Genomic DNA, 16,838 nt, shown 5'->3' with positions numbered 1-16,838 from the left:
TCCTGTGTATGGCGGGCCGCCCGGGCCTTGCGTCGTATCTCTTGACCATCCCAGCGTTGTAGGCCAAACACTGCATATCAAGTCAGCGACGAGAGGTGCCGGTGGCTGACGTCCTCAAGTCACTGGAAGCTTCTGTTTGCCGAAGCTCATCGTGTGCCCCTCAGCGCGCGTGCGCAATCCTTGATCAAGGCCGGACCGGCGTAAATCAGGCCGCTGTACAGCTGCACCAGCTGCGCGCCCGCCTCGAACTTGGCCACGGCATCCTTGCCCTGCATGATGCCGCCTACGCCGATGATGGGCAGGGCGTCGCCCAGTTCCGCCTTCAGCAAGCGGATGACATTGTTCGACAGTTCGAACACGGGCGCGCCCGACAGGCCGCCCGCTTCCGCGCCGTGCGGCATGCCTTCGACGGCGCTGCGCGACAGGGTCGTGTTGGTGGCGATGACGCCATCGATGCGGTGGCGCGTGAGCGACTCGGCGATGCTTTTCACCTGTTCACCATCCATGTCCGGCGCGATTTTCAGGGCCAGCGGCACGTAGCGCTTGTGCTTGTCCGCCAGGCGCGCCTGCGCCTCTTTGAGTTGCGACAGCAGGGCGTCGAGTTCGGACGCGCCCTGCAGCTGGCGCAAATTCTTGGTGTTCGGCGAAGAGATGTTCACCGTCACATAGCTGGCGTAGGGGTAGACTTTTTCCAGGCACAGCAGGTAGTCGTCGGCCGCCCGCTCGATGGGCGTGTCGGCGTTCTTGCCGATGTTCAGGCCCAGCACGCCGGCGCGGTTCTGGTAAAACTTCGACGCCTGCACGTTGGCCACGAAGGCGTCCACGCCGCCATTGTTAAAACCCATGCGGTTGATGATGCCCTGCGCCTGCGGCAGGCGGAACATGCGCGGTTTCGGATTGCCCGCCTGCGCGCGCGGCGTGACGGTGCCCACTTCGATGGAGCCAAAACCCAGGTCGGCCAGCGCGTCGATGTAGGCGCCATCCTTGTCCAGGCCAGCGGCCAGGCCAACGGGATTGGGGAAGGTAATGCCCATCACCGTGCGCGGATCAAGTGCCGGCTTGCCGGCCAGCTTGGTCAGGCCCAGCGCGCTGGCGCGTTTCAGGGCGGGCAGGGTCAGATGATGGGCCGCTTCGGCATCCATCGAAAACAGCAGCGGGCGGGCGAGGGAGTACAGGAATTTTTCAGACATGGGGCGCTTTGAGTAGGTGTGCGGGCTACCGGGAAGGACTGGCGGCGTGCGAAATAAGTGGCGTATTTTACCGTGTTCCGCGCGGCTGCCGGGTGTATAGTTCTCTTTGGTCAAATGCAACATTGATTCCTTGTTAATTCGCATTCGGCCACGGACTTTCCTGTTTTTTCTCTGTTCTGTTGACTTCATAAGCGAGACATCGATTGAAAAAGACACGCATCTTGACGGCCATCGCGGCCGCCAGCGCACTGCTGCTGAGCCACCCGGCCCTGGCCCTGCCCAATACGCAAGACACCCGCATGCTGAGCGAACCGGCCGTCTCCAGCCGCCATATCGCCTTCATTTATGCGGGCGACCTGTGGCTGTCGAACCTCGATGGCGGCGGCGCGCGGCGCCTCACGTCCGACCTGGGCGACAAGTCCAACCCTGTGTTCTCGCCCGACGGCAGCCTGATCGCGTATAGCGCGAACATCGACGGCAATGTCGACGTGTATGTGATCGCGGCGGCGGGCGGCGTGCCGCGCCGCCTGACCTTCCACCCGGGCGCGGACCTGGCGCAGTCGTTTACGCCCGATGGCCAGGCCGTGATGTTCACCTCGCCCCGCGCCGCCTTCAACAACCGCTTCCAGAAGCTGTTCACGGTGCCGGTGGCGGGCGGCGTGGAAACCCAGCTGGAGATCCCCAACGCGTCGCGCGCCGCGTATTCGCCGGACGGCAAGCGCATCGCCTACAACCCGCTGATGCCGGCCTTCAAGCAGTGGAAGCGCTACCGGGGTGGCACCAATTCCTGGCTGTGGTTATTCTCCTCGGCCGATAAATCCATCGAAAAAATCCCCCAGCCGAGCACGCGCTCGAACGACGTCGATCCCATGTGGATCAAGGACACCGTGTACTTCCGCTCGGACCGCAACGGCGAATTCAACCTGTTCGCGTATGACGTCAAGACCAAAGCCGTGCGCCAGCTGACGCAGCACACGGATTTCCCCGTGCTGAACGCTTCGGCGGCGAATGGCACCATCGTCTACGAGCAGGCCGGCTATCTGCACGCGTTTGACATCGCCAGCGGCCAGGCGCACAAACTCGCCATCGGCGTAGCCAGCGACCTGGGGCAGACGCGCCCCCGCTGGGTGAAGAACGCGAAATACATCCGCGACGCGTCGATTTCGCCGTCGGGTGCGCGCATCGCCTTTGAATACCGGGGCGAGATCGTCACCATCCCCGCCGACAAGGGCGACGTGCGCAACCTGACGCAGACGGCCGGCGCCCACGAGCGCACGCCCATCTGGTCGCCCGATGGCCGCTCGGTCGCGTATTTTTCGGACGAGTCGGGAGAATATGAACTGCATGTGCGCGCGCAGGACGGCAAGGGCGCCGTACGCAAGTACAAGCTGAATGGCAGCGGCTTCTATGACAACGCCGTCTGGTCGCCCGACAGCAAGAAGATCGCGTTTGCCGACAATGGCTGGAGCATGTATGTGATCGACGTCGGCACGGGCAAGGTGCAAAAGGTCGCCACGGAGCCGATGTATGGCGTCGACAAGAGCATGCGCGCCTCGTGGGCGCCCGATTCGCGCTGGCTGGCCTACACGCTCAATTCGCCCACCTACACGCGCAGCGCGTATATCTATTCCGTGGAGCAGAACAAGTCGATGCCCGTGACCGATGGCCTGTCCGACGTGGCCCAGCCCGTGTTCGACAAGAGCGGCAAATATCTGTACTTCTTCGCGTCGACCAACGCAGGCCCCAGCAACAACTGGTTCTCGCAGCAGAACGAAGACAATCTGGTGACGCGCACCGTGTGGATGGCCGTGCTGCGGCGCGACTTGCCGTCGCCGCTGATCAAGGAAAGCGACGAGGAAAAGGCCGCCAGCGCGGAGAGCAAGAAAGACACGGCCAAGGCGGAAGCCGAGCCGAAAAACGAACCGAAAGTCGATCCGAAGACGGGCCGCGACGATCCGAAAGTGGTGGTGGCGCCCGTGGCGCCGATTACCATCGATTTCGACGGCATTGCCACGCGCATCGTCGACCTGCCGCTGCCGGCCGCGCAATTCTCCAGCCTGACGGCTGGCGCTGCGGGGCAGATCTTCCTGCTGCGCGAAAGCGATGGCAAGAAGGCCGTGCAGCGCTTTGATTTGAAGGAGCGCAAGGCGGAAACCGTGGTGGCCGAAGCGGACGACTTCGAGGTGTCGGCCGATGGCAAGAAGCTGCTGTACCGGCAGAAGGACAACTGGGCCATGGGCTCCGCCACGGGCAAGTTGCTGGCGCCGGGCGAGGGCAAGATCAAGGTCGACGCCATCGAAGTGAAAGCCGATCCGCGCGCCGAGTGGACGCAGATTTTCAATGAAGTGTGGCGCATCAACCGCGACTATTTCTATGATCCGGGCATGCATGGCGTGGACTGGAAGGCCATGCGCGACAAGTACGCCGTGTTCCTGCCCGAGCTGGCCAGCCGCGCCGACCTGAACCGGTTGATTCAATGGATGTGCAGCGAACTGGCCGTGGGCCACCATCGCGGCGGCGGCGGCGACGATTTTATCGAGGCGAAGAAAGTGCCGGGCGGCTTGCTGGGCGCCGATTACGAAGTGCGCGACGGCCATTACCGCTTCAAGAAGGTGTATGGTGGCTTGAACTGGAATCCGGCCCTGCGCGCGCCGCTGACGGAGCCGGGCCTGAACGTCAAGGCGGGCGAATACCTGCTGGCCGTCGACAGCCGTCCTTTGACGCCGCCGACGAATATCTACAGCGCCTTCGAGAACACGGCCGGCAAGGCCATCGACCTGACCGTGGGGCCATCGGCCGACGGCAAGGGCGCGCGCACCATCACCGTGGTGCCCGTGCCGACCGAGGATGCCTTGCGCAACCGCGACTGGATCGAGGGCAATATGCGCAAGGTCAATGCGGCCACCAATGGCAAGGTGGCGTACGTGTACGTGCCCAATACGGCGGGCCTGGGCCACACTTACTTCAAGCGCTATTTCTTCCCGCAGGCGGACAAGCAGGCCATCATCGTTGACGAGCGTTTCAATGGCGGCGGCAGCGTGGCCGATTACTACATCGAGATTCTGCAGAAGAAGGAAATCGCCTGGTGGACCATGCGCTACGGCGCCGACATGAAGACGCCGTCCGCCTCGATCCAGGGGCCGCGCGCCATGCTGATCGACGAGACGGCCGGCTCGGGCGGCGACCTGCTGCCGTGGATGTTCCGCAAAAACAACATGGGCCCGCTGATCGGCAAGGCGACGTGGGGCGGCCTGGTGGGCATCCTCGGCTTTCCCGTGCTGATGGATGGCGGCACGATCACGGCGCCGAACCTGGCGTTCTGGACACGCGAAAACGGCTGGGGCGTGGAAAACGAAGGCGTGCCGCCCGATATCGAAGTCGAGCAAACGCCGGCCGACGTCATCGCCGGGCGCGATCCGCAGCTGGAAAAGGCGATTGAAGTGATCCAGGCCGAGCTGGCGAAGAACCCGCCCGTGCGGCCGGCACGTCCGGCGTTTCCGGACAAGAGCAAATAAAACGGAAACCCCCGTTGCAAAGACTGGGGTCGTACCCTGAGGGTTCGACCCCGGCCCTTCGCCGTTGGGTTCAATTTACAGGACTACCCACTGCCCCTTGATCCGCGCTTCCAGCGGCTTGAAGTTGGTTTTATACGCCATCTTCGGGCTTTGTTCTATCCAGTAGCCCAGGTAGATGTAGGGCAGGCCCAGTTCGCGCGCCTGGGCGATTTGCCACAGCACGTTGTAGGTGCCGTACGAGGCGCCCGGCACGTCGGGATCGAAAAACGTGTAGACGGACGACAGGCCATCGGCCAGCACGTCGATGATGCTGACCATGCGCAGGATGCCTTCGGCATCGCGAAACTCCACCAGGCGCGTGTTGACCCGGCTTTGCAGCAAAAATTGCGCGTACTGGTCGCGGCTGTCCTGGTCCATGCCGCCGCCCGCGTGGCGCGTGCTCTGGTAGCGCAGATACAGCTCGTAATGCTCGTCGAGGAAGGACAGGGTGGCCACGCCCGCCTGCAGGTCGGCGTGCCGGCTCCAGGCGCGGCGCTGGTTGCGGTTGGGCGTGAACGATTGCGCCACCACGCGCACTGGGATGCAGGCCTGGCAGCCGTCGCAGTACGGCCGGTAGGTGAAGATGCCGCTGCGGCGAAAGCCGTTGCGCACCAGTTCCGAATACACGTCGCTGTTGATCAGGTGCGAAGGCGTGGCCACCTGCGAGCGGGCCTGGCGGTCGTCCAGGTAGCTGCACGGGTAGGGCGCCGTCGTGTAGAACTGCAGGGTGGCAAACGGTAGTTCGTTCAGGTGCGTCATGCTGATCCTGTCTGGTCTGGCCGCAGCAATGGATGTCTGTGTGAAGCTATCATAGCTTTTTTACGCTGCTGGCGCAGCATGCCAATCGGTGATTTGCGCAGCTTCAATGGCGACGCGTACATGGGCCAGGAAGCGCGCGCGCGAAATGGGCGCCGCGCCCAGCGAGGCCAGGTGTTTTGTTTCTTGCTGGCAGTCAATCATGGTCACGCCGCGTGCCCGCAAAAAGCGCACCAGCTGCGCCAGCGCGATCTTCGAGCCATCCGAGACGCGCGCGAACATCGATTCGCCATAGAACATGCGCCCGATCGACACGCCATACGCGCCGCCCACCAGTTCGCCGTCCAGCCACAGTTCCGACGAGTGCGCGTAGCCCAGCTTGTGCAAGCCCGTGTAGCCGGCGATGATTTCGTCGGAAATCCAGGTGCCCGGGCCATCCTTGCGCGGTGCCGCGCAGGCGCGCATGACGGCGTCGAAATCGCCGTCGAAGCGCAGCTGCCAGCGCCCGTCCGTGGCGGCGCTGCGCTCGACCTTGCGGATGGCCTTGGCCAGGCTGTCGGAGACCTTGAAGTCCTCCGTCATCAGCACCATGCGCGGATCGGTGCTCCACCAGAGTATGGGCTGGCCCTCGGAAAACCAGGGGAAGATGCCGTGCCGGTAGGCGTCGAGCAGGCGCGCGGGCGACAGGTCGGCGCCGGCCGCCAGCAGGCCGGGCGCTTCATCGGTGAGGGCGCGCGAAACGTCGGGAAAGGGGGTGTGGATATCGAGCCAGGGAATCATGCCATCGCAATGGTAATGGGGGGATGGGCTTACTCGGCATCCGGGCGCGCCATCGGGCGCGTGATGTCGCCCGTATGGAAACCATAGCCGCCGCCTTCGCGGATTTTCACGCGGTCGGCAAAGAACAGTTCCAGGGTGGCGCGGATGGTGGGGAAGGCCAGGTCATCCCAGGGAATCTGCGCTTCCGTAAACAGCTGTACCTCCAGGCTTTCGATGCCCGGTGCGAAATCGAGGTCGCGCAAACGCGCCAGGTAGAACAGGTGCACCTGGTGCACGCGCTGCACGTTGAGCAGTGAAAACAGGGGCCCCAGCTCGATATTGGCGCCTGCTTCCTCCACCGTTTCGCGCTCGGCCGCGTCGGACGTGGTTTCATCGTTTTCCATGAAGCCGGCCGGCAGGGTCCAGTAACCGAGGCGCGGCTCGATGGCGCGCTTGCACAGCAAGACCTGCAACTGGCCGTCCTCTTCCCAGACGGGAATGGAGCCGACCACCATTTTCGGGTTCTGGTAATGGATGGCGTCACAGTTGGCGCACACATAGCGCGGACGGTTATCGCCTTCCGGAATGGACAGGCTGACAGGATGGGCGCATTCGGAGCAGAATTTCATGGGCAGGCTTGGAGTAGGGATGGCATCGGGTAAGTCGATAGTGTAACGCTTACTGTACACCGATTGCGTGCGGCGTGGCGTGACAGGCGGACACCATGCCAAGTGGCAATTGACCGAGGTTTTTAATTTAATAGCTCTATTGCAGTCTAAGTTGAGATAGCTATTGCCTAAGTCACCCGTTTGCCCTTATAATTCTTGTGCGGGGTGGAGCAGTCTGGCAGCTCGTCGGGCTCATAACCCGAAGGTCACAGGTTCAAATCCTGTCCCCGCAACCAATACCGGAAAGCCGCTGACTCTTGCAAAAGATCAGCGGCTTTTTCCATTGCCGGCCAACGGCAAACTCCGGCAGACGGGGCAGGAATGAGATTGTCAATTCTTGCCCTTTACGCGGCGCAACAATCTGGTATATAATTCGAGTGCGGGGTGGAGCAGTCTGGCAGCTCGTCGGGCTCATAACCCGAAGGTCACAGGTTCAAATCCTGTCCCCGCAACCATTTCGAAGCCGCTGGTTCCTCGCAAGAGGGCCAGCGGTTTTTTCGTTTACGGGGCGATTTCTTCTTCCAGCTGGCGCGCATACACGACCAGCCGCAAATGGCGGTCCGCATCGATGGTCAGCGAGGTGTGTTCATACGCGACCTGCTCGCCGTCGATTGCCAGGCGGCGCACGCCGTCGCACGGCGCATGCACGTCGTGGCGGCGCCACCACTGCTTGAATTCGGGCGACACTTTTTCCAATTCTTCCACCAGCGCGTGGATATCGGCTTCCTGCGTGGCGCGCGCGTAGTCGCGGCGAAAGCTCGACAGCATCAGCGGCGCCTGCTCTTCCCAGCCGGCGAAGCGTGAGCGCAGCAGCGGATCGGTAAACAGCAGCCACAGCAGATTGCGCCGCGAGGCGGCATGCGCGCCGAAGCCAAACAGGGCGTCCGCGCCCGCATTGAACGCCAGCACGTCCCAGCGCAGGTTGAGCACATAGGCCGGATGCGCCAGCTCGTGCATCAGACGGCGCACCAGCGGCGGCACCACGCAATACGTCTTGCCCTCTTCGGCCGGTGGACGCGCATGCGCCAGCAGGAACAGGTGGCGGCGCTCGCCCCCATCCAGTTTCAGCACTTCGGCCAGTTTGTCGAGGAAGACGCTGGAGACGCCGATCTCGCGCCCCTGCTCCAGCCAGGTGTACCAGGTCAGCCCCACGCCGGCCAGCGCCGCCACTTCTTCGCGGCGTAAACCCGGCGTCCTGCGCCGCCCGCCGCCGGGCAAGCCCACGTCTTCCGGCGACAGGCGCGCGCGCCGCGCCTGCAGATAGGCGGCCAGTTCGTGGCGGGTGCGGGCCAAAGTGCGCATGCTGCGGTCTCTCCTGTGAACCTGTTGCTATCAGTAATAGCATAAACAGTTAAATTGTAATTGTTTATATTGTATTCCAGAATGCCCGTTTTCTTCCCGAAAGCTAGCCCATGTCTGACTCTTCTTCCTCTCGTGCCGTTCTTCCCCTCACCGTCTACCTGATCGCCGTGGGTGCGTTCGCGCTGGGCATGGCCTCGTATGTGACGGCGGGCTTGATGCCGCTGATCGCCAGTGCATTTTCCATCTCGCTGGCCATGGCCGCGCAACTGGTGACGGCATTTACCCTGGCCTATGGCCTGGGCTCGCCGCTGGTCGTGGCCTTGCTGCCGGCGCGGGCGCAACGCACCGGCCTGTTGCTCGCCCTGGCCGTGTTCGTGCTGGCGAACGGGGCCAGCGCGCTGGCGTCCGGATTTGCCAGTTTGCTGGCCTGGCGGGCCATGGCCGGCATCGGGGCCGGTGTCTACCTGGCGCTGGGTATCGCGGCGGCGGCGGGCGTGTCGGCGCCGCAGCAGCGGGGCAAGGCCATCGGCGTGATCATGGGCGGCATGGCGGGCGGCACGGTGCTGGGCGTGCCATTGAGCCTGTTGCTGGCGCAGCAGCTGGGCTGGACGGCGGCCCTGTGGCTGGTCGCCGTCCTTGGCGGGCTGGCGCTGGCGGGCTTGCTGTGGCAGCTGCCTGCGCTGCCGGTGGCGCCGACCATGCCGCTGCGCCGCAAGCTGGCCTTGCTGGCCGATGGGCCGGTGCTGGCCATCCTGCTGGTGTCCCTGCTGGCGGCCGTCGCCAGCCTGGGCATGTACACGTTTATTGCGCCGCTGCTGGCGTGGTCCGCGCCCGGCGCCATGCTTTCCGTCACGCCGTTCCTGTGGGCGTGGGGCGTGGGCGGCATCGCGGGCAGCGTGCTGGTGGGGCCATGGGCGGACAAGGTGGCGGCGCCGAAACTGACCTGTTTCATCTTGCTGCTGCTGGCGCTGGCCCTGTGCGCGCTGCCGCTGGCGGCCGGCTGGTCGGCCTGGCTGATGCTGGCGCCCATTGCGTTGTGGGGCGCGGCTGGCTGGGCCCTGCAAGTGCCGCAGAACCAGCAGTTGCTGGCCGTGCGCGCGCAGCAGGGCGACGGCAACCTGGCCATCGCCCTCAATGAATCGGCGCTGTACCTGGGCAGCGCCATCGGCGCCGCCACGGGCGGGGTGCTGCTCCTGCTCAACTGGCCCATGTGGCTGTTGGCGGCCGGCGCAGCGGCCGTGGCCATCGCCGCGCTGCTGTTGCAGTTCCCCGCCGCGCGGCGGACTTAAGCCTTTTTTGCCAACTGCATGCCCACGGGCAGGGCGCGGATGCGCTTGCCCGTGGCGGCGAAGATGGCGTTGCACAGGGCCGGCGCGATGGGCGGCGTGGCCGGCTCTCCCACGCCGCCCAGTTCCATGTCCAGGGTACCGGGCACCAGGTGCGTGTGGATTACGTGCGGCGCATCGGCGGCCCGCAGCACGGCATAGTCGTGGAAATTGCTTTGCTCGACCCGGCCATTCTTGAAACTGATTTCGCCGCTCATGGCCAGGGACAGGCCCATGATGCAAGCGCCTTCGATCTGCGAACGCACGCGGTCCGGGTTGATCTGCGGGCCGCAATCCATGGCGATATCGACCCTGGGCACGATGACTTCACCGGCTGCGTTGATCTCCACCTCGATCACGGCCGCCACATAGGTGACAAAGCTGTAGGACACGGCCAGGCCCAGTCCCCGGCCCTTGGGCAGCTTGCGGCCCCAGCCCGCCTTGGCTGTCGCCAGCTCGATCACGTGGCGCATGCGGCCTATGTCGACCGGATACTTCGCCGGGTCTTCGCCATAGTTCCAGCCATCGGACAAGTCGGCCGGGTTGATCTTGCGCGCCGGCCCGAGTAAATCCAGCAGGTAGTCGCGATGATCTTTTTTCGCCGCATGCGCCAGTTCGGCCGTGAACGACTGGATGGCAAAGGCGTGCGGGATGTTCGAGACGGAACGGAACCAGCCGATGCGCGTATGGGCCGGCACTTCCGGCACTTCGACGCGGATGTTCGCAATCGCATACGGCACATTGATGGCCGACATGCCTAGCTCGAATGGTGCCTGTTTGTTCGCGCCGGCGGCAAAGGTCGAGGTGATGGTGGGCGCGGCCGTGCGGTGCAACCAAGCGGTGGGATGGCCTTTGGCGTCCAGCGACGCTTCCAGCCGCTCGACGGACACCGTGTGCAGGTAGTCGTGTTGCAGGTCGTCGTCGCGCGTCCATGTCAGCTTGACGGGCGCGCCGTCCATGGCCTTCGACAGCAGCGCCGCCTCGACGGCGAAATCGGGTTTCGATTTGCGCCCGAAGCCGCCGCCGAGCAGGGTCACATGCACGGTCACGTCGTCATACGCCAGCCCCAGGGCCTTGGCCACGTTGCTGCGTGTCGCTTGCGGCGCCTGCACGCAGGCCCACACTTCAGCCTTGCCATCGGCGATGCGCACGGTGGCGGCGGGCGGTTCCATGGTGGCATGGGCCAGGTGGGGCAGATAGTATTCTGCACTGAATTTTCGCGCGGCGGGTGCGGCGGCCAGGGTGGCCACCGTCTTGCCCTGGTCGCGCGCCGGGCTGGCCGGCTGGCGCACGGCCGCTTCCAGCGTCTTGCGGAAAGCCTTCGAATCGTAGCCGCCGTTCGGGCCATCTTCCCATTCCAGCACCAGCGCTTCGCGGCCCTTGATGGCGGCCCAGGTGTTGCTGGCGATGACGGCCACGCCGCCCAGCGGGTTGAACATGGTCGGCGGCGGACTGCCCGCCAGTTCGACGATGCGCAGCACGCCCGGCACCTTCAGGGCCGCCGTCTTGTCCACGCTTTTCAGCTTGCCGCCGAAGACGGGCGGACGGGCGATGACGGCATACGCCATGCCATCGAGGCGCGTGTCGATGCCAAAGTGGGTGTTGCCGGTGACGATGTCATGCAGGTCGATGCCGCGCGTGCTGCTTTGGCCGATGTAGCGCAGCTCGCCCGCCGTTTTCAGGCTGATGCGCGCGCGCGGCGGCACCGGCAATTTGGCCGCTTCTTCGGCCAGGGCGCCGAACGACAGGGAGCGTCCGCTGGCAGCATGCACGACCGCGTGGTTGACGGCTTTGACTTGCGTCACGGGCACGTCCCAGCGCACGGCGGCAGCCGTTTCCAGCATCAAACGCGCCGTGGCGCCCACGTGGCGCATGGCGCGGAATGAGTGGCGCATGCTGCGCGAGCCGTCCGTATCCTGGCTGCCGTAGCGCGCTTCGTCGGCGGGCGCCTGCTGCACGCGCACCTGCGCCCAGTCGGCGCCCAGTTCATCGGCCGCCACCATGGGCAGGCTGGTGCGGATGCCTTGCCCCATTTCGGAGCGGTGCGCCACGATGGTGACGATGCCGTCGGCGCCGATCGACAGGAATACGAGGGTGTCGTCGACCACGCCGCCGGCCATCTTGTCACCGCCGTATTTGACGGCGTCGGCCGCCATTACCAGGCCGGAAGGGCCGGCCACCAGGCTCAAACCGGCCAGCACGCCGGCGGCCTTGAGCCAGTTGCGCCGCGCAGGCGAAGTGGGGGAGGGGGCGGGGATGTTTTCAAGGATGCTCATTTGGCCGCTCCTTTCGCGTTGATGCTGGTCGCGGCCTGCTTGATGGCTGCGTGGATGCGCGTGTAGGTGCCGCAGCGGCAGATATTGCCGCTCATCGCTTCGCGGATTTGCTTGTCGTTCGGCGCCGGCGTCTTGTGCAGCAGGGCCGTGGCCGACATGATTTGGCCAGCCTGGCAATAGCCGCATTGTGGTACGCCGTGTTCCTGCCAGGCTTGCTGTAGCGCAAGGCCGACCTTGTCTTCGCCCACCGCTTCGATGGTGGTGATGCGCTTGCCGGTCGCGGCCGACACGGGCGTCACGCAGGAGCGGATGGCCTCGCCATCCATATGCACGGTGCAGGCGCCGCACAGGGCCATGCCGCAACCGAATTTGGTGCCGGTCATGCCCAGTTCGTCGCGCAAGGCCCACAGCAGGGGCGTGTCTTCAGGCAGTGCAAGGTCGTGCTGCTTGCCATTGATGGTCAGGGTCGTCATGTTTATTCCTCGGTGGGGGATGGTGCGGGACAGCGCGACGGCCATCCGCCATAGGGATTAGCTCATCAGTACCAGATGGTAGCACCAGCCGCCATGTGTTGCAGGGCATGGCAGCTGGCGGCAGGCCAGCACATGTCTGCGCAAGTTCTTCTATACTGCGGCTCCTGGTATTGGGAGTTTTCCATGACACATATCGCCCCGGCGCAAGGCTTGCCCGACATCCTGGCTCCTGGCTTGCAGGTGGTTTTTTGCGGCCTCAATCCCGGTGTGGACGCGGCGGCGGCCGGCCACCATTTTCTCGGCCGCGGCAACCGCTTCTGGCCCGTATTGCATCTGGCCGGCTTCACGCCGCATTTGGTGGCGCCGCAGGACGATGCCAGCGTGCTCGGTTTCGGGCTGGGGCTGACGGCGGCCGTCGGGCGCCCGACCAGCCGCGCGGACCAGGTGGGGACGGACGAATTCGCGCAAGCGGCGGCGGGCCTGCAGCACAAACTGACATTGATGCCGCCGCAGTGGATCGCCTTCCTGGGCAAGGCCGCCTACGCGGCAATGACGGGACAACGCCAGGTGGACTGGGGCGAACAGCCAGAGCGCTTTGGCGGCGCGCGCGTGTGGATCTTGCCCAATCCGAGTGGACTCAATCGCGGCTATTCGAAGGAGCGGCTGGTCGACGCGTATGCGGAACTGAGGCGCGCGCTCAGCTGACGTCCAGACGCGCGCCGGCGCGGCAATAGCGGCTATGCGTGGCTCAGCGAGGTGCCTCCAGTTGCGCATACACGGCGTCGGCGATCTTGCCCAACTCGGCTTTCGGCAGCCTGGCCGAGAGGGCGTAACCCATTTGGCCATCGATCCAGTAAAACACGCCCAGGTCCTTTTCCTGCGTGTAGCGGAATGCCGTTTCCTGCTTGCCGGCCCGCTCCCTGGCCACGTACAGGGTCAGGCGCTTGCCGCCGCCCTCTTCGTACATGAATTGTGCCACGGGGCCGTCGCCATCGCCGGGCAGCAGGCGCCCGCCGATCAAGTGATAGCCGAGCTGCGACAGCGCGGGCGGCTGCAATTTGCTGCCCAGGCGTTTCGACAGCCATTGCACCAGGTGCGCCTCTTGTTCGACCCCCACTTCCACTGGGTGGCGTACTTCTGGCGTGTAGACGGCATGAGCGATGGCGGCGCTGCGCGCCAGGGAGATCGGGCTGGCGCTGGCGGTCATGCTGTCGCCGCCACGCAGCAGCCAGCCTCCTGCGCCACCTGCTATGAGCAGCACGATGGCCGCTGCCGCCTGCATGGCGGGGCGGTACCAGGCGTAATTGGCCGCCGGCGGGGCCGCTGCCTGCCGCAGCGCCGGCGGCACGGCTTCGTCCAGCACGGGATCGAACAGGGCGCGCAATTGCCGGTTTTGCTCGCGCCAGGCAGCGACCCTGGCCGCGTCTTGCGGATGCGCGCGCAGGTGGGCGTCGACGGCCGCGCGCTGCTCTTCCTGCAGGACGCCGTCGGCCAGGGCATGCAATTGCGCTTCGCTGATGGCTTGCATTGTCATTTCACGACTTTCAGGGTGGGAGGGCCGCTGCCCTGGCTGCCGGCAGGGCGGCCATCGAGCAGGGTGCGCAGTTTGTCGCGTCCGCGCGACAGGCGCGACATGACGGTGCCGATGGGGATGTCCAGGGTGGCCGCCACCTGCTCATACGGCATTTGTTCGAGCGCGACCAGCAGAATCACTTCGCGCTGCCCCAGCGGCAGGCGGGCCAGCGCCGCATCCATTTCGCCGATGGCGATGGCTTGCCCCGGCGCCCGCTCAGGGGCGGGCAGCACGCTGTCGTCGTCCAGTTCCTGCAGCGCCAGGCCGGGGCGGCGCAGCTGGTCCAGGTGCAGGTTATGCATGATGGAGAACAGCCAGGGCCGCATCTCGCCGCCACGCTGCCATTGATCGAGCTTGCGCCAGGCACGCTCCACGGTATCCTGCACCAGGTCGTCCGCCTGCAGCCCGCCTACCAGCGCGCGCGCATAGCGGCGCAGGCCCGGCAGGCAGGCTTGCAGCTGGCGGCTGTCCTCTGGCGTGGTCATCGTGGCGGCAGGAGGGGGCTTACGGCTTGACGACGTGCCACACGTTCTTGAAGTTGTCGCCGGCGACATCGCCCGGCTTCTTGTCTTCCTTGTACAGGTACAGGGGCTTGCCCTTGTAGGTCAGCTGCATGGCGCCGTTGTCTTCGCGCTTGATGCTGCCATACGGGGCGGCGGGCGCCGCGTCAGTGGCGATGACGGCGGGCCAGGCGACCAGGCAGCCGCCGCTGCAGGCGCTCTTGCCGCTGTCGGCGACATCCTTGTCGAACACATACACGGTCATGCCGCCGGCGTTGACCAGCATGCCATTGGCGGGCATGACGTCGGCGGCGAAGGCCAGCGGGACGGACAAGGCGGTGAAAAGGGCGGTGGCGGCAAAAGTAGTAAAGCGCATGATGGTCTCCTTGAGGTTTTGGGGGCTTGCAAGGGATAGACGCGTGCCGCCTGCCGTTTATTCCCGGGCTGGCAAAATATTTTTTGCCGGCGCATGCAGGCTGGCCCACAGGTGGGCGGCGGCCATGGTGCGGTGCGGCGCATACTGGCGCAGCCACTGCTCGGTGCGCGCCATGTCAGGTTTCGTTACTTCGCCGAGCAGCTTTTGCAGGGCGGCGCGGATGGCCACGTCGCCGTGCAGCGAGCAGTCGGCATAGCCGTAGCCGCGCAGCAGCGCGTAATTCACGGTCCACGGGCCGATGCCCTTCACGGCCAGCAGCGCTTGTGAGATGGCCGCCACGTCGCCGCAGGGGGGCAGCTCCAGCGACAATGCTCCAGCGTCGACCAGGCGCGCCAGGCGCAGCACGGTTTCCGCCTTGGCGCGCGAGAATTTGCGGCTGGTCAAATCCTCGACGGACAGGCGCGCCACGTCGCGCGCCTCCGGGTAGCACCACAAGCCGCTGCCGTGCCGGCGTCCCGCCTGCAGAATAAACGTGCGGCGCAGGGAAATGGCGAACGACAGGTTGATCTGCTGGCCGATGATGGCCCAGGTCAGCGCCTCGAACGGGCTGGCAGATTGCACGATGCGCAAGCCCGGGTTGAGCCGGATCAAAGGCGCCAGCAGCGGGTCGGCGGCGGCCAGTTGCGCGAATGGCTGCGGGTCGATGCGCAGGCCGAGGATATTGAGCAAGGCGCCGTGCAGCGGCGTTTGCAGAGCGTCACTGGCGCTGCCGTCGATCTCGGCGCGGCAGATGGCCGCGTCGTCCGTGAACGCCACATCCAGCACGACGGCGCTGCCACGCAGCAGGATGCCCTTGCGCAGCCCCGTCGGCGTGACTTGCTCCGCTACGGCTTCGCCATCGCGGCTGTGGAAGGCGATGACATCGTCGCGGCGGTAGCCGGCGGGCAGGGGCAGGGTCCAGTGCAGCAGGGTCATGGTGGCCAAAAATCAGGGAAGGTAGCAGGGGCGCGCCGCTGGCGCATCTTGTTTCTTGCTTTCAGGCTTCAGCGCACGCAGAGGTCCGGGTTGGGCGGCGTCAAGGCGGCCGCGTGCTGGATCTGCAGCGCGTCGGGCACGCCATTTTTGACGGCCGTCAGCTCGGCCAGGATGGAAATGGCGATTTCGGCCGGCGTCTTGCTGCCGATGTACAGGCCAATGGGCGCATGCAGGTGCGCCAGCTGTTCGGCGCTGACGTCGAATTGCAGCAGCCGCTCGCGGCGCTTGGCGTTGTTGGCGCGCGAGCCGATGGCACCCACGTAAAACGCAGGGGATTTGAGTGCTTCCATCAGGGCCAGGTCGTCGAGCTTGGGATCGTGCGTGAGGGCGACGACGGCGCTGCGGCTGTCGAGCTTTAAATCCAGCACGAGGTCGTCGGGCATGGCGTGCAGCAGGGGCACGCCGGGCACGTTCCAGCCGCCCCGGTATTCCTCGCGCGGGTCGCAGACGATGACGTGGTAATCCATGGCCGTGGCGATTTGCGCCACGAAGCGCGACAGCTGGCTGGCGCCGATGATCAGCAGGCGCCAGCGCGGGCCGTGCTGCGTGGTGAGCACGGCGTCTTTCAGGGCCAGCACGGCGCCCGGCACGGCGGTGCGCAGGGTGACGGCGCCGCTGTGCAAGTCCAGGCGGCGTTCGACCAGTTCATGCGCTTCCAGGCGCGCCAGCAGTTCGGCCACGCGGCTGTCCGCATGCAGCGGCTCGATGGCCAGTTCGATGGTGCCGCCGCAGGGCAGGCCGAAGCGGTGCGCCTCGTCGGCGCTGATGCCGTAGTTGACGATTTCCGGCAGCGTGCGCACGATGCCGTCTGTGCGGACGGCGTCGATCAGGTCATCCTCGATACAGCCGCCGGAGACGGAACCGACCACCGTGCCATCGTCGCAGATGGCCAGCGTGGCGCCCACCGGGCGGGGGCTGGAACCCCAGGTCTTGATGACGGTGACGAGTTCGCAGCGGTGGCCGGCAGCGAGCCAGGCGGCGCTGGTTTTCAGAACTTCAAGGTCGATGCTGTCCATGGGGTACGGGAGTGATGCCGCATGTTTGCGGCAAA

Annotated in this window: 15 protein-coding genes and 2 tRNA genes; 5 read left to right on the top strand and 12 right to left on the bottom strand. The window is 65.4% G+C overall.

Annotated features, from left to right (window positions below):
* Positions 1–146 precede the first annotated feature (146 nt).
* Positions 147–1,190, bottom strand: a complete 1,044-nt coding sequence (locus tag CNX70_RS23730) for a quinone-dependent dihydroorotate dehydrogenase (protein ID WP_096237553.1) — start codon at positions 1,188–1,190, stop codon at positions 147–149.
* Positions 1,191–1,393: 203 nt separating this feature from the next.
* Between CNX70_RS23730 and CNX70_RS23725 the strand changes: the two genes are divergently transcribed.
* Complete coding sequence (locus CNX70_RS23725) at positions 1,394–4,705, top strand: S41 family peptidase (RefSeq protein ID WP_096237552.1); 3,312 nt, start codon at positions 1,394–1,396, stop codon at positions 4,703–4,705.
* Between the two features lie 75 nt (positions 4,706–4,780).
* Here the strand turns inward: CNX70_RS23725 and CNX70_RS23720 are convergent, their stop codons facing one another.
* The 3 genes from CNX70_RS23720 to CNX70_RS23710 are packed head-to-tail and all read right to left on the bottom strand — an operon-like array spanning position 4,781 to position 6,888.
* Positions 4,781–5,503 carry an arginyltransferase gene (locus CNX70_RS23720; protein ID WP_096237551.1) on the bottom strand — a complete coding sequence of 241 codons (723 nt, stop codon included), beginning with the start codon at positions 5,501–5,503 and terminating at the stop codon, positions 4,781–4,783.
* Between the two features lie 60 nt (positions 5,504–5,563).
* On the bottom strand, positions 5,564–6,280 hold the full coding sequence (gene aat, locus CNX70_RS23715; RefSeq protein WP_096237550.1) for a leucyl/phenylalanyl-tRNA--protein transferase: 717 nt from the start codon (positions 6,278–6,280) through the stop codon (positions 5,564–5,566).
* A gap of 29 nt (positions 6,281–6,309) precedes the next feature.
* Positions 6,310–6,888 (bottom strand): NUDIX hydrolase, encoded by a 579-nt coding sequence (locus tag CNX70_RS23710; RefSeq protein WP_096237549.1) that lies wholly within the window; start codon positions 6,886–6,888, stop codon positions 6,310–6,312.
* 198 nt (positions 6,889–7,086) lie between these two features.
* Here CNX70_RS23710 and CNX70_RS23705 point away from each other — a divergent pair.
* Positions 7,087–7,163: transfer RNA gene (locus tag CNX70_RS23705), tRNA-Met, on the top strand.
* A gap of 142 nt (positions 7,164–7,305) precedes the next feature.
* Positions 7,306–7,382, top strand: a tRNA-Met gene (locus CNX70_RS23700).
* 46 nt (positions 7,383–7,428) lie between these two features.
* Here CNX70_RS23700 and CNX70_RS23695 read toward each other — a convergent pair.
* Positions 7,429–8,229, bottom strand: a complete 801-nt coding sequence (locus CNX70_RS23695; protein WP_096237548.1) for a helix-turn-helix transcriptional regulator — start codon at positions 8,227–8,229, stop codon at positions 7,429–7,431.
* 110 nt (positions 8,230–8,339) lie between these two features.
* Here CNX70_RS23695 and CNX70_RS23690 point away from each other — a divergent pair, with 110 nt between their 5' ends.
* Positions 8,340–9,518 (top strand): MFS transporter, encoded by a 1,179-nt coding sequence (locus tag CNX70_RS23690; RefSeq protein WP_096237547.1) that lies wholly within the window; start codon positions 8,340–8,342, stop codon positions 9,516–9,518.
* Here CNX70_RS23690 and CNX70_RS23685 read toward each other — a convergent pair.
* Both CNX70_RS23685 and CNX70_RS23680 read right to left on the bottom strand, forming a co-directional pair.
* Entirely contained in the window at positions 9,515–11,830 is a 2,316-nt protein-coding gene (locus CNX70_RS23685; protein ID WP_096237546.1) for a xanthine dehydrogenase family protein molybdopterin-binding subunit, read from the bottom strand. The genes CNX70_RS23690 and CNX70_RS23685 overlap by 4 nt on opposite strands.
* A complete protein-coding gene (locus CNX70_RS23680) occupies positions 11,827–12,303 on the bottom strand; it encodes a (2Fe-2S)-binding protein (protein WP_096237545.1) in 477 nt (158 codons plus the stop codon). The genes CNX70_RS23685 and CNX70_RS23680 overlap by 4 nt, the downstream gene beginning before the upstream one ends.
* Before the next feature lie 183 nt (positions 12,304–12,486).
* Between CNX70_RS23680 and mug the strand changes: the two genes are divergently transcribed.
* Positions 12,487–13,008, top strand: a complete 522-nt coding sequence (gene mug / locus CNX70_RS23675) for a G/U mismatch-specific DNA glycosylase (RefSeq protein WP_096237544.1) — start codon at positions 12,487–12,489, stop codon at positions 13,006–13,008.
* A 43-nt stretch (positions 13,009–13,051) separates the two neighbouring features.
* Here mug and CNX70_RS23670 read toward each other — a convergent pair whose 3' ends face one another.
* The 5 genes from CNX70_RS23670 to CNX70_RS23650 form a co-directional block, all read right to left on the bottom strand.
* Positions 13,052–13,837: an anti-sigma factor family protein gene (locus CNX70_RS23670; protein ID WP_096237543.1), complete on the bottom strand. Its 786-nt coding sequence runs from the start codon at positions 13,835–13,837 to the stop codon at positions 13,052–13,054.
* Positions 13,834–14,361, bottom strand: coding sequence for an RNA polymerase sigma factor (locus CNX70_RS23665; RefSeq protein ID WP_096237542.1), 528 nt, complete (start codon positions 14,359–14,361; stop codon positions 13,834–13,836). The genes CNX70_RS23670 and CNX70_RS23665 overlap by 4 nt, the downstream gene beginning before the upstream one ends.
* Positions 14,362–14,380: 19 nt before the next feature.
* The gene (locus tag CNX70_RS23660) at positions 14,381–14,752 is read right to left on the bottom strand and encodes a COG4315 family predicted lipoprotein (RefSeq protein WP_096237541.1); all 372 of its coding nucleotides are present in this window, start codon (positions 14,750–14,752) and stop codon (positions 14,381–14,383) included.
* A gap of 57 nt (positions 14,753–14,809) precedes the next feature.
* Positions 14,810–15,727: a DNA-3-methyladenine glycosylase family protein gene (locus tag CNX70_RS23655; RefSeq protein ID WP_096238649.1), complete on the bottom strand. Its 918-nt coding sequence runs from the start codon at positions 15,725–15,727 to the stop codon at positions 14,810–14,812.
* 68 nt (positions 15,728–15,795) lie between these two features.
* A complete protein-coding gene (locus CNX70_RS23650) occupies positions 15,796–16,803 on the bottom strand; it encodes an XdhC family protein (RefSeq protein WP_096237540.1) in 1,008 nt (335 codons plus the stop codon).
* Positions 16,804–16,838: the final 35 nt, after the last annotated feature.

The sequence above is a fragment of the Janthinobacterium svalbardense genome (genome assembly GCF_002327145.1).
Classification (GTDB): Bacteria; Pseudomonadota; Gammaproteobacteria; order Burkholderiales; family Burkholderiaceae_D; genus Janthinobacterium; species Janthinobacterium tructae.
This window is presented reverse-complemented; position numbering and strand designations above follow the sequence as displayed.

What these genes read in the sequence shown, in the direction of transcription:
- CNX70_RS23720 (WP_096237551.1), bottom strand. Translation starts at nt 5,503, where the DNA reads ATGACGCACCTGAACGAACTACCGTTTGCCACCCTGCAGTTCTACACG.
- aat (WP_096237550.1), bottom strand. Translation starts at nt 6,280, where the DNA reads ATGATTCCCTGGCTCGATATCCACACCCCCTTTCCCGACGTTTCGCGC.
- CNX70_RS23690 (WP_096237547.1), top strand. Translation starts at nt 8,340, where the DNA reads ATGTCTGACTCTTCTTCCTCTCGTGCCGTTCTTCCCCTCACCGTCTAC.
- CNX70_RS23685 (WP_096237546.1), bottom strand. Translation starts at nt 11,830, where the DNA reads ATGAGCATCCTTGAAAACATCCCCGCCCCCTCCCCCACTTCGCCTGCG.
- CNX70_RS23660 (WP_096237541.1), bottom strand. Translation starts at nt 14,752, where the DNA reads ATGCGCTTTACTACTTTTGCCGCCACCGCCCTTTTCACCGCCTTGTCC.
- CNX70_RS23665 (WP_096237542.1), bottom strand. Translation starts at nt 14,361, where the DNA reads ATGACCACGCCAGAGGACAGCCGCCAGCTGCAAGCCTGCCTGCCGGGC.
- CNX70_RS23655 (WP_096238649.1), bottom strand. Translation starts at nt 15,727, where the DNA reads ATGACCCTGCTGCACTGGACCCTGCCCCTGCCCGCCGGCTACCGCCGC.
- CNX70_RS23695 (WP_096237548.1), bottom strand. Translation starts at nt 8,229, where the DNA reads ATGCGCACTTTGGCCCGCACCCGCCACGAACTGGCCGCCTATCTGCAG.
- CNX70_RS23730 (WP_096237553.1), bottom strand. Translation starts at nt 1,190, where the DNA reads ATGTCTGAAAAATTCCTGTACTCCCTCGCCCGCCCGCTGCTGTTTTCG.
- CNX70_RS23680 (WP_096237545.1), bottom strand. Translation starts at nt 12,303, where the DNA reads ATGACGACCCTGACCATCAATGGCAAGCAGCACGACCTTGCACTGCCT.
- CNX70_RS23650 (WP_096237540.1), bottom strand. Translation starts at nt 16,803, where the DNA reads ATGGACAGCATCGACCTTGAAGTTCTGAAAACCAGCGCCGCCTGGCTC.
- mug (WP_096237544.1), top strand. Translation starts at nt 12,487, where the DNA reads ATGACACATATCGCCCCGGCGCAAGGCTTGCCCGACATCCTGGCTCCT.
- CNX70_RS23710 (WP_096237549.1), bottom strand. Translation starts at nt 6,888, where the DNA reads ATGAAATTCTGCTCCGAATGCGCCCATCCTGTCAGCCTGTCCATTCCG.
- CNX70_RS23670 (WP_096237543.1), bottom strand. Translation starts at nt 13,837, where the DNA reads ATGACAATGCAAGCCATCAGCGAAGCGCAATTGCATGCCCTGGCCGAC.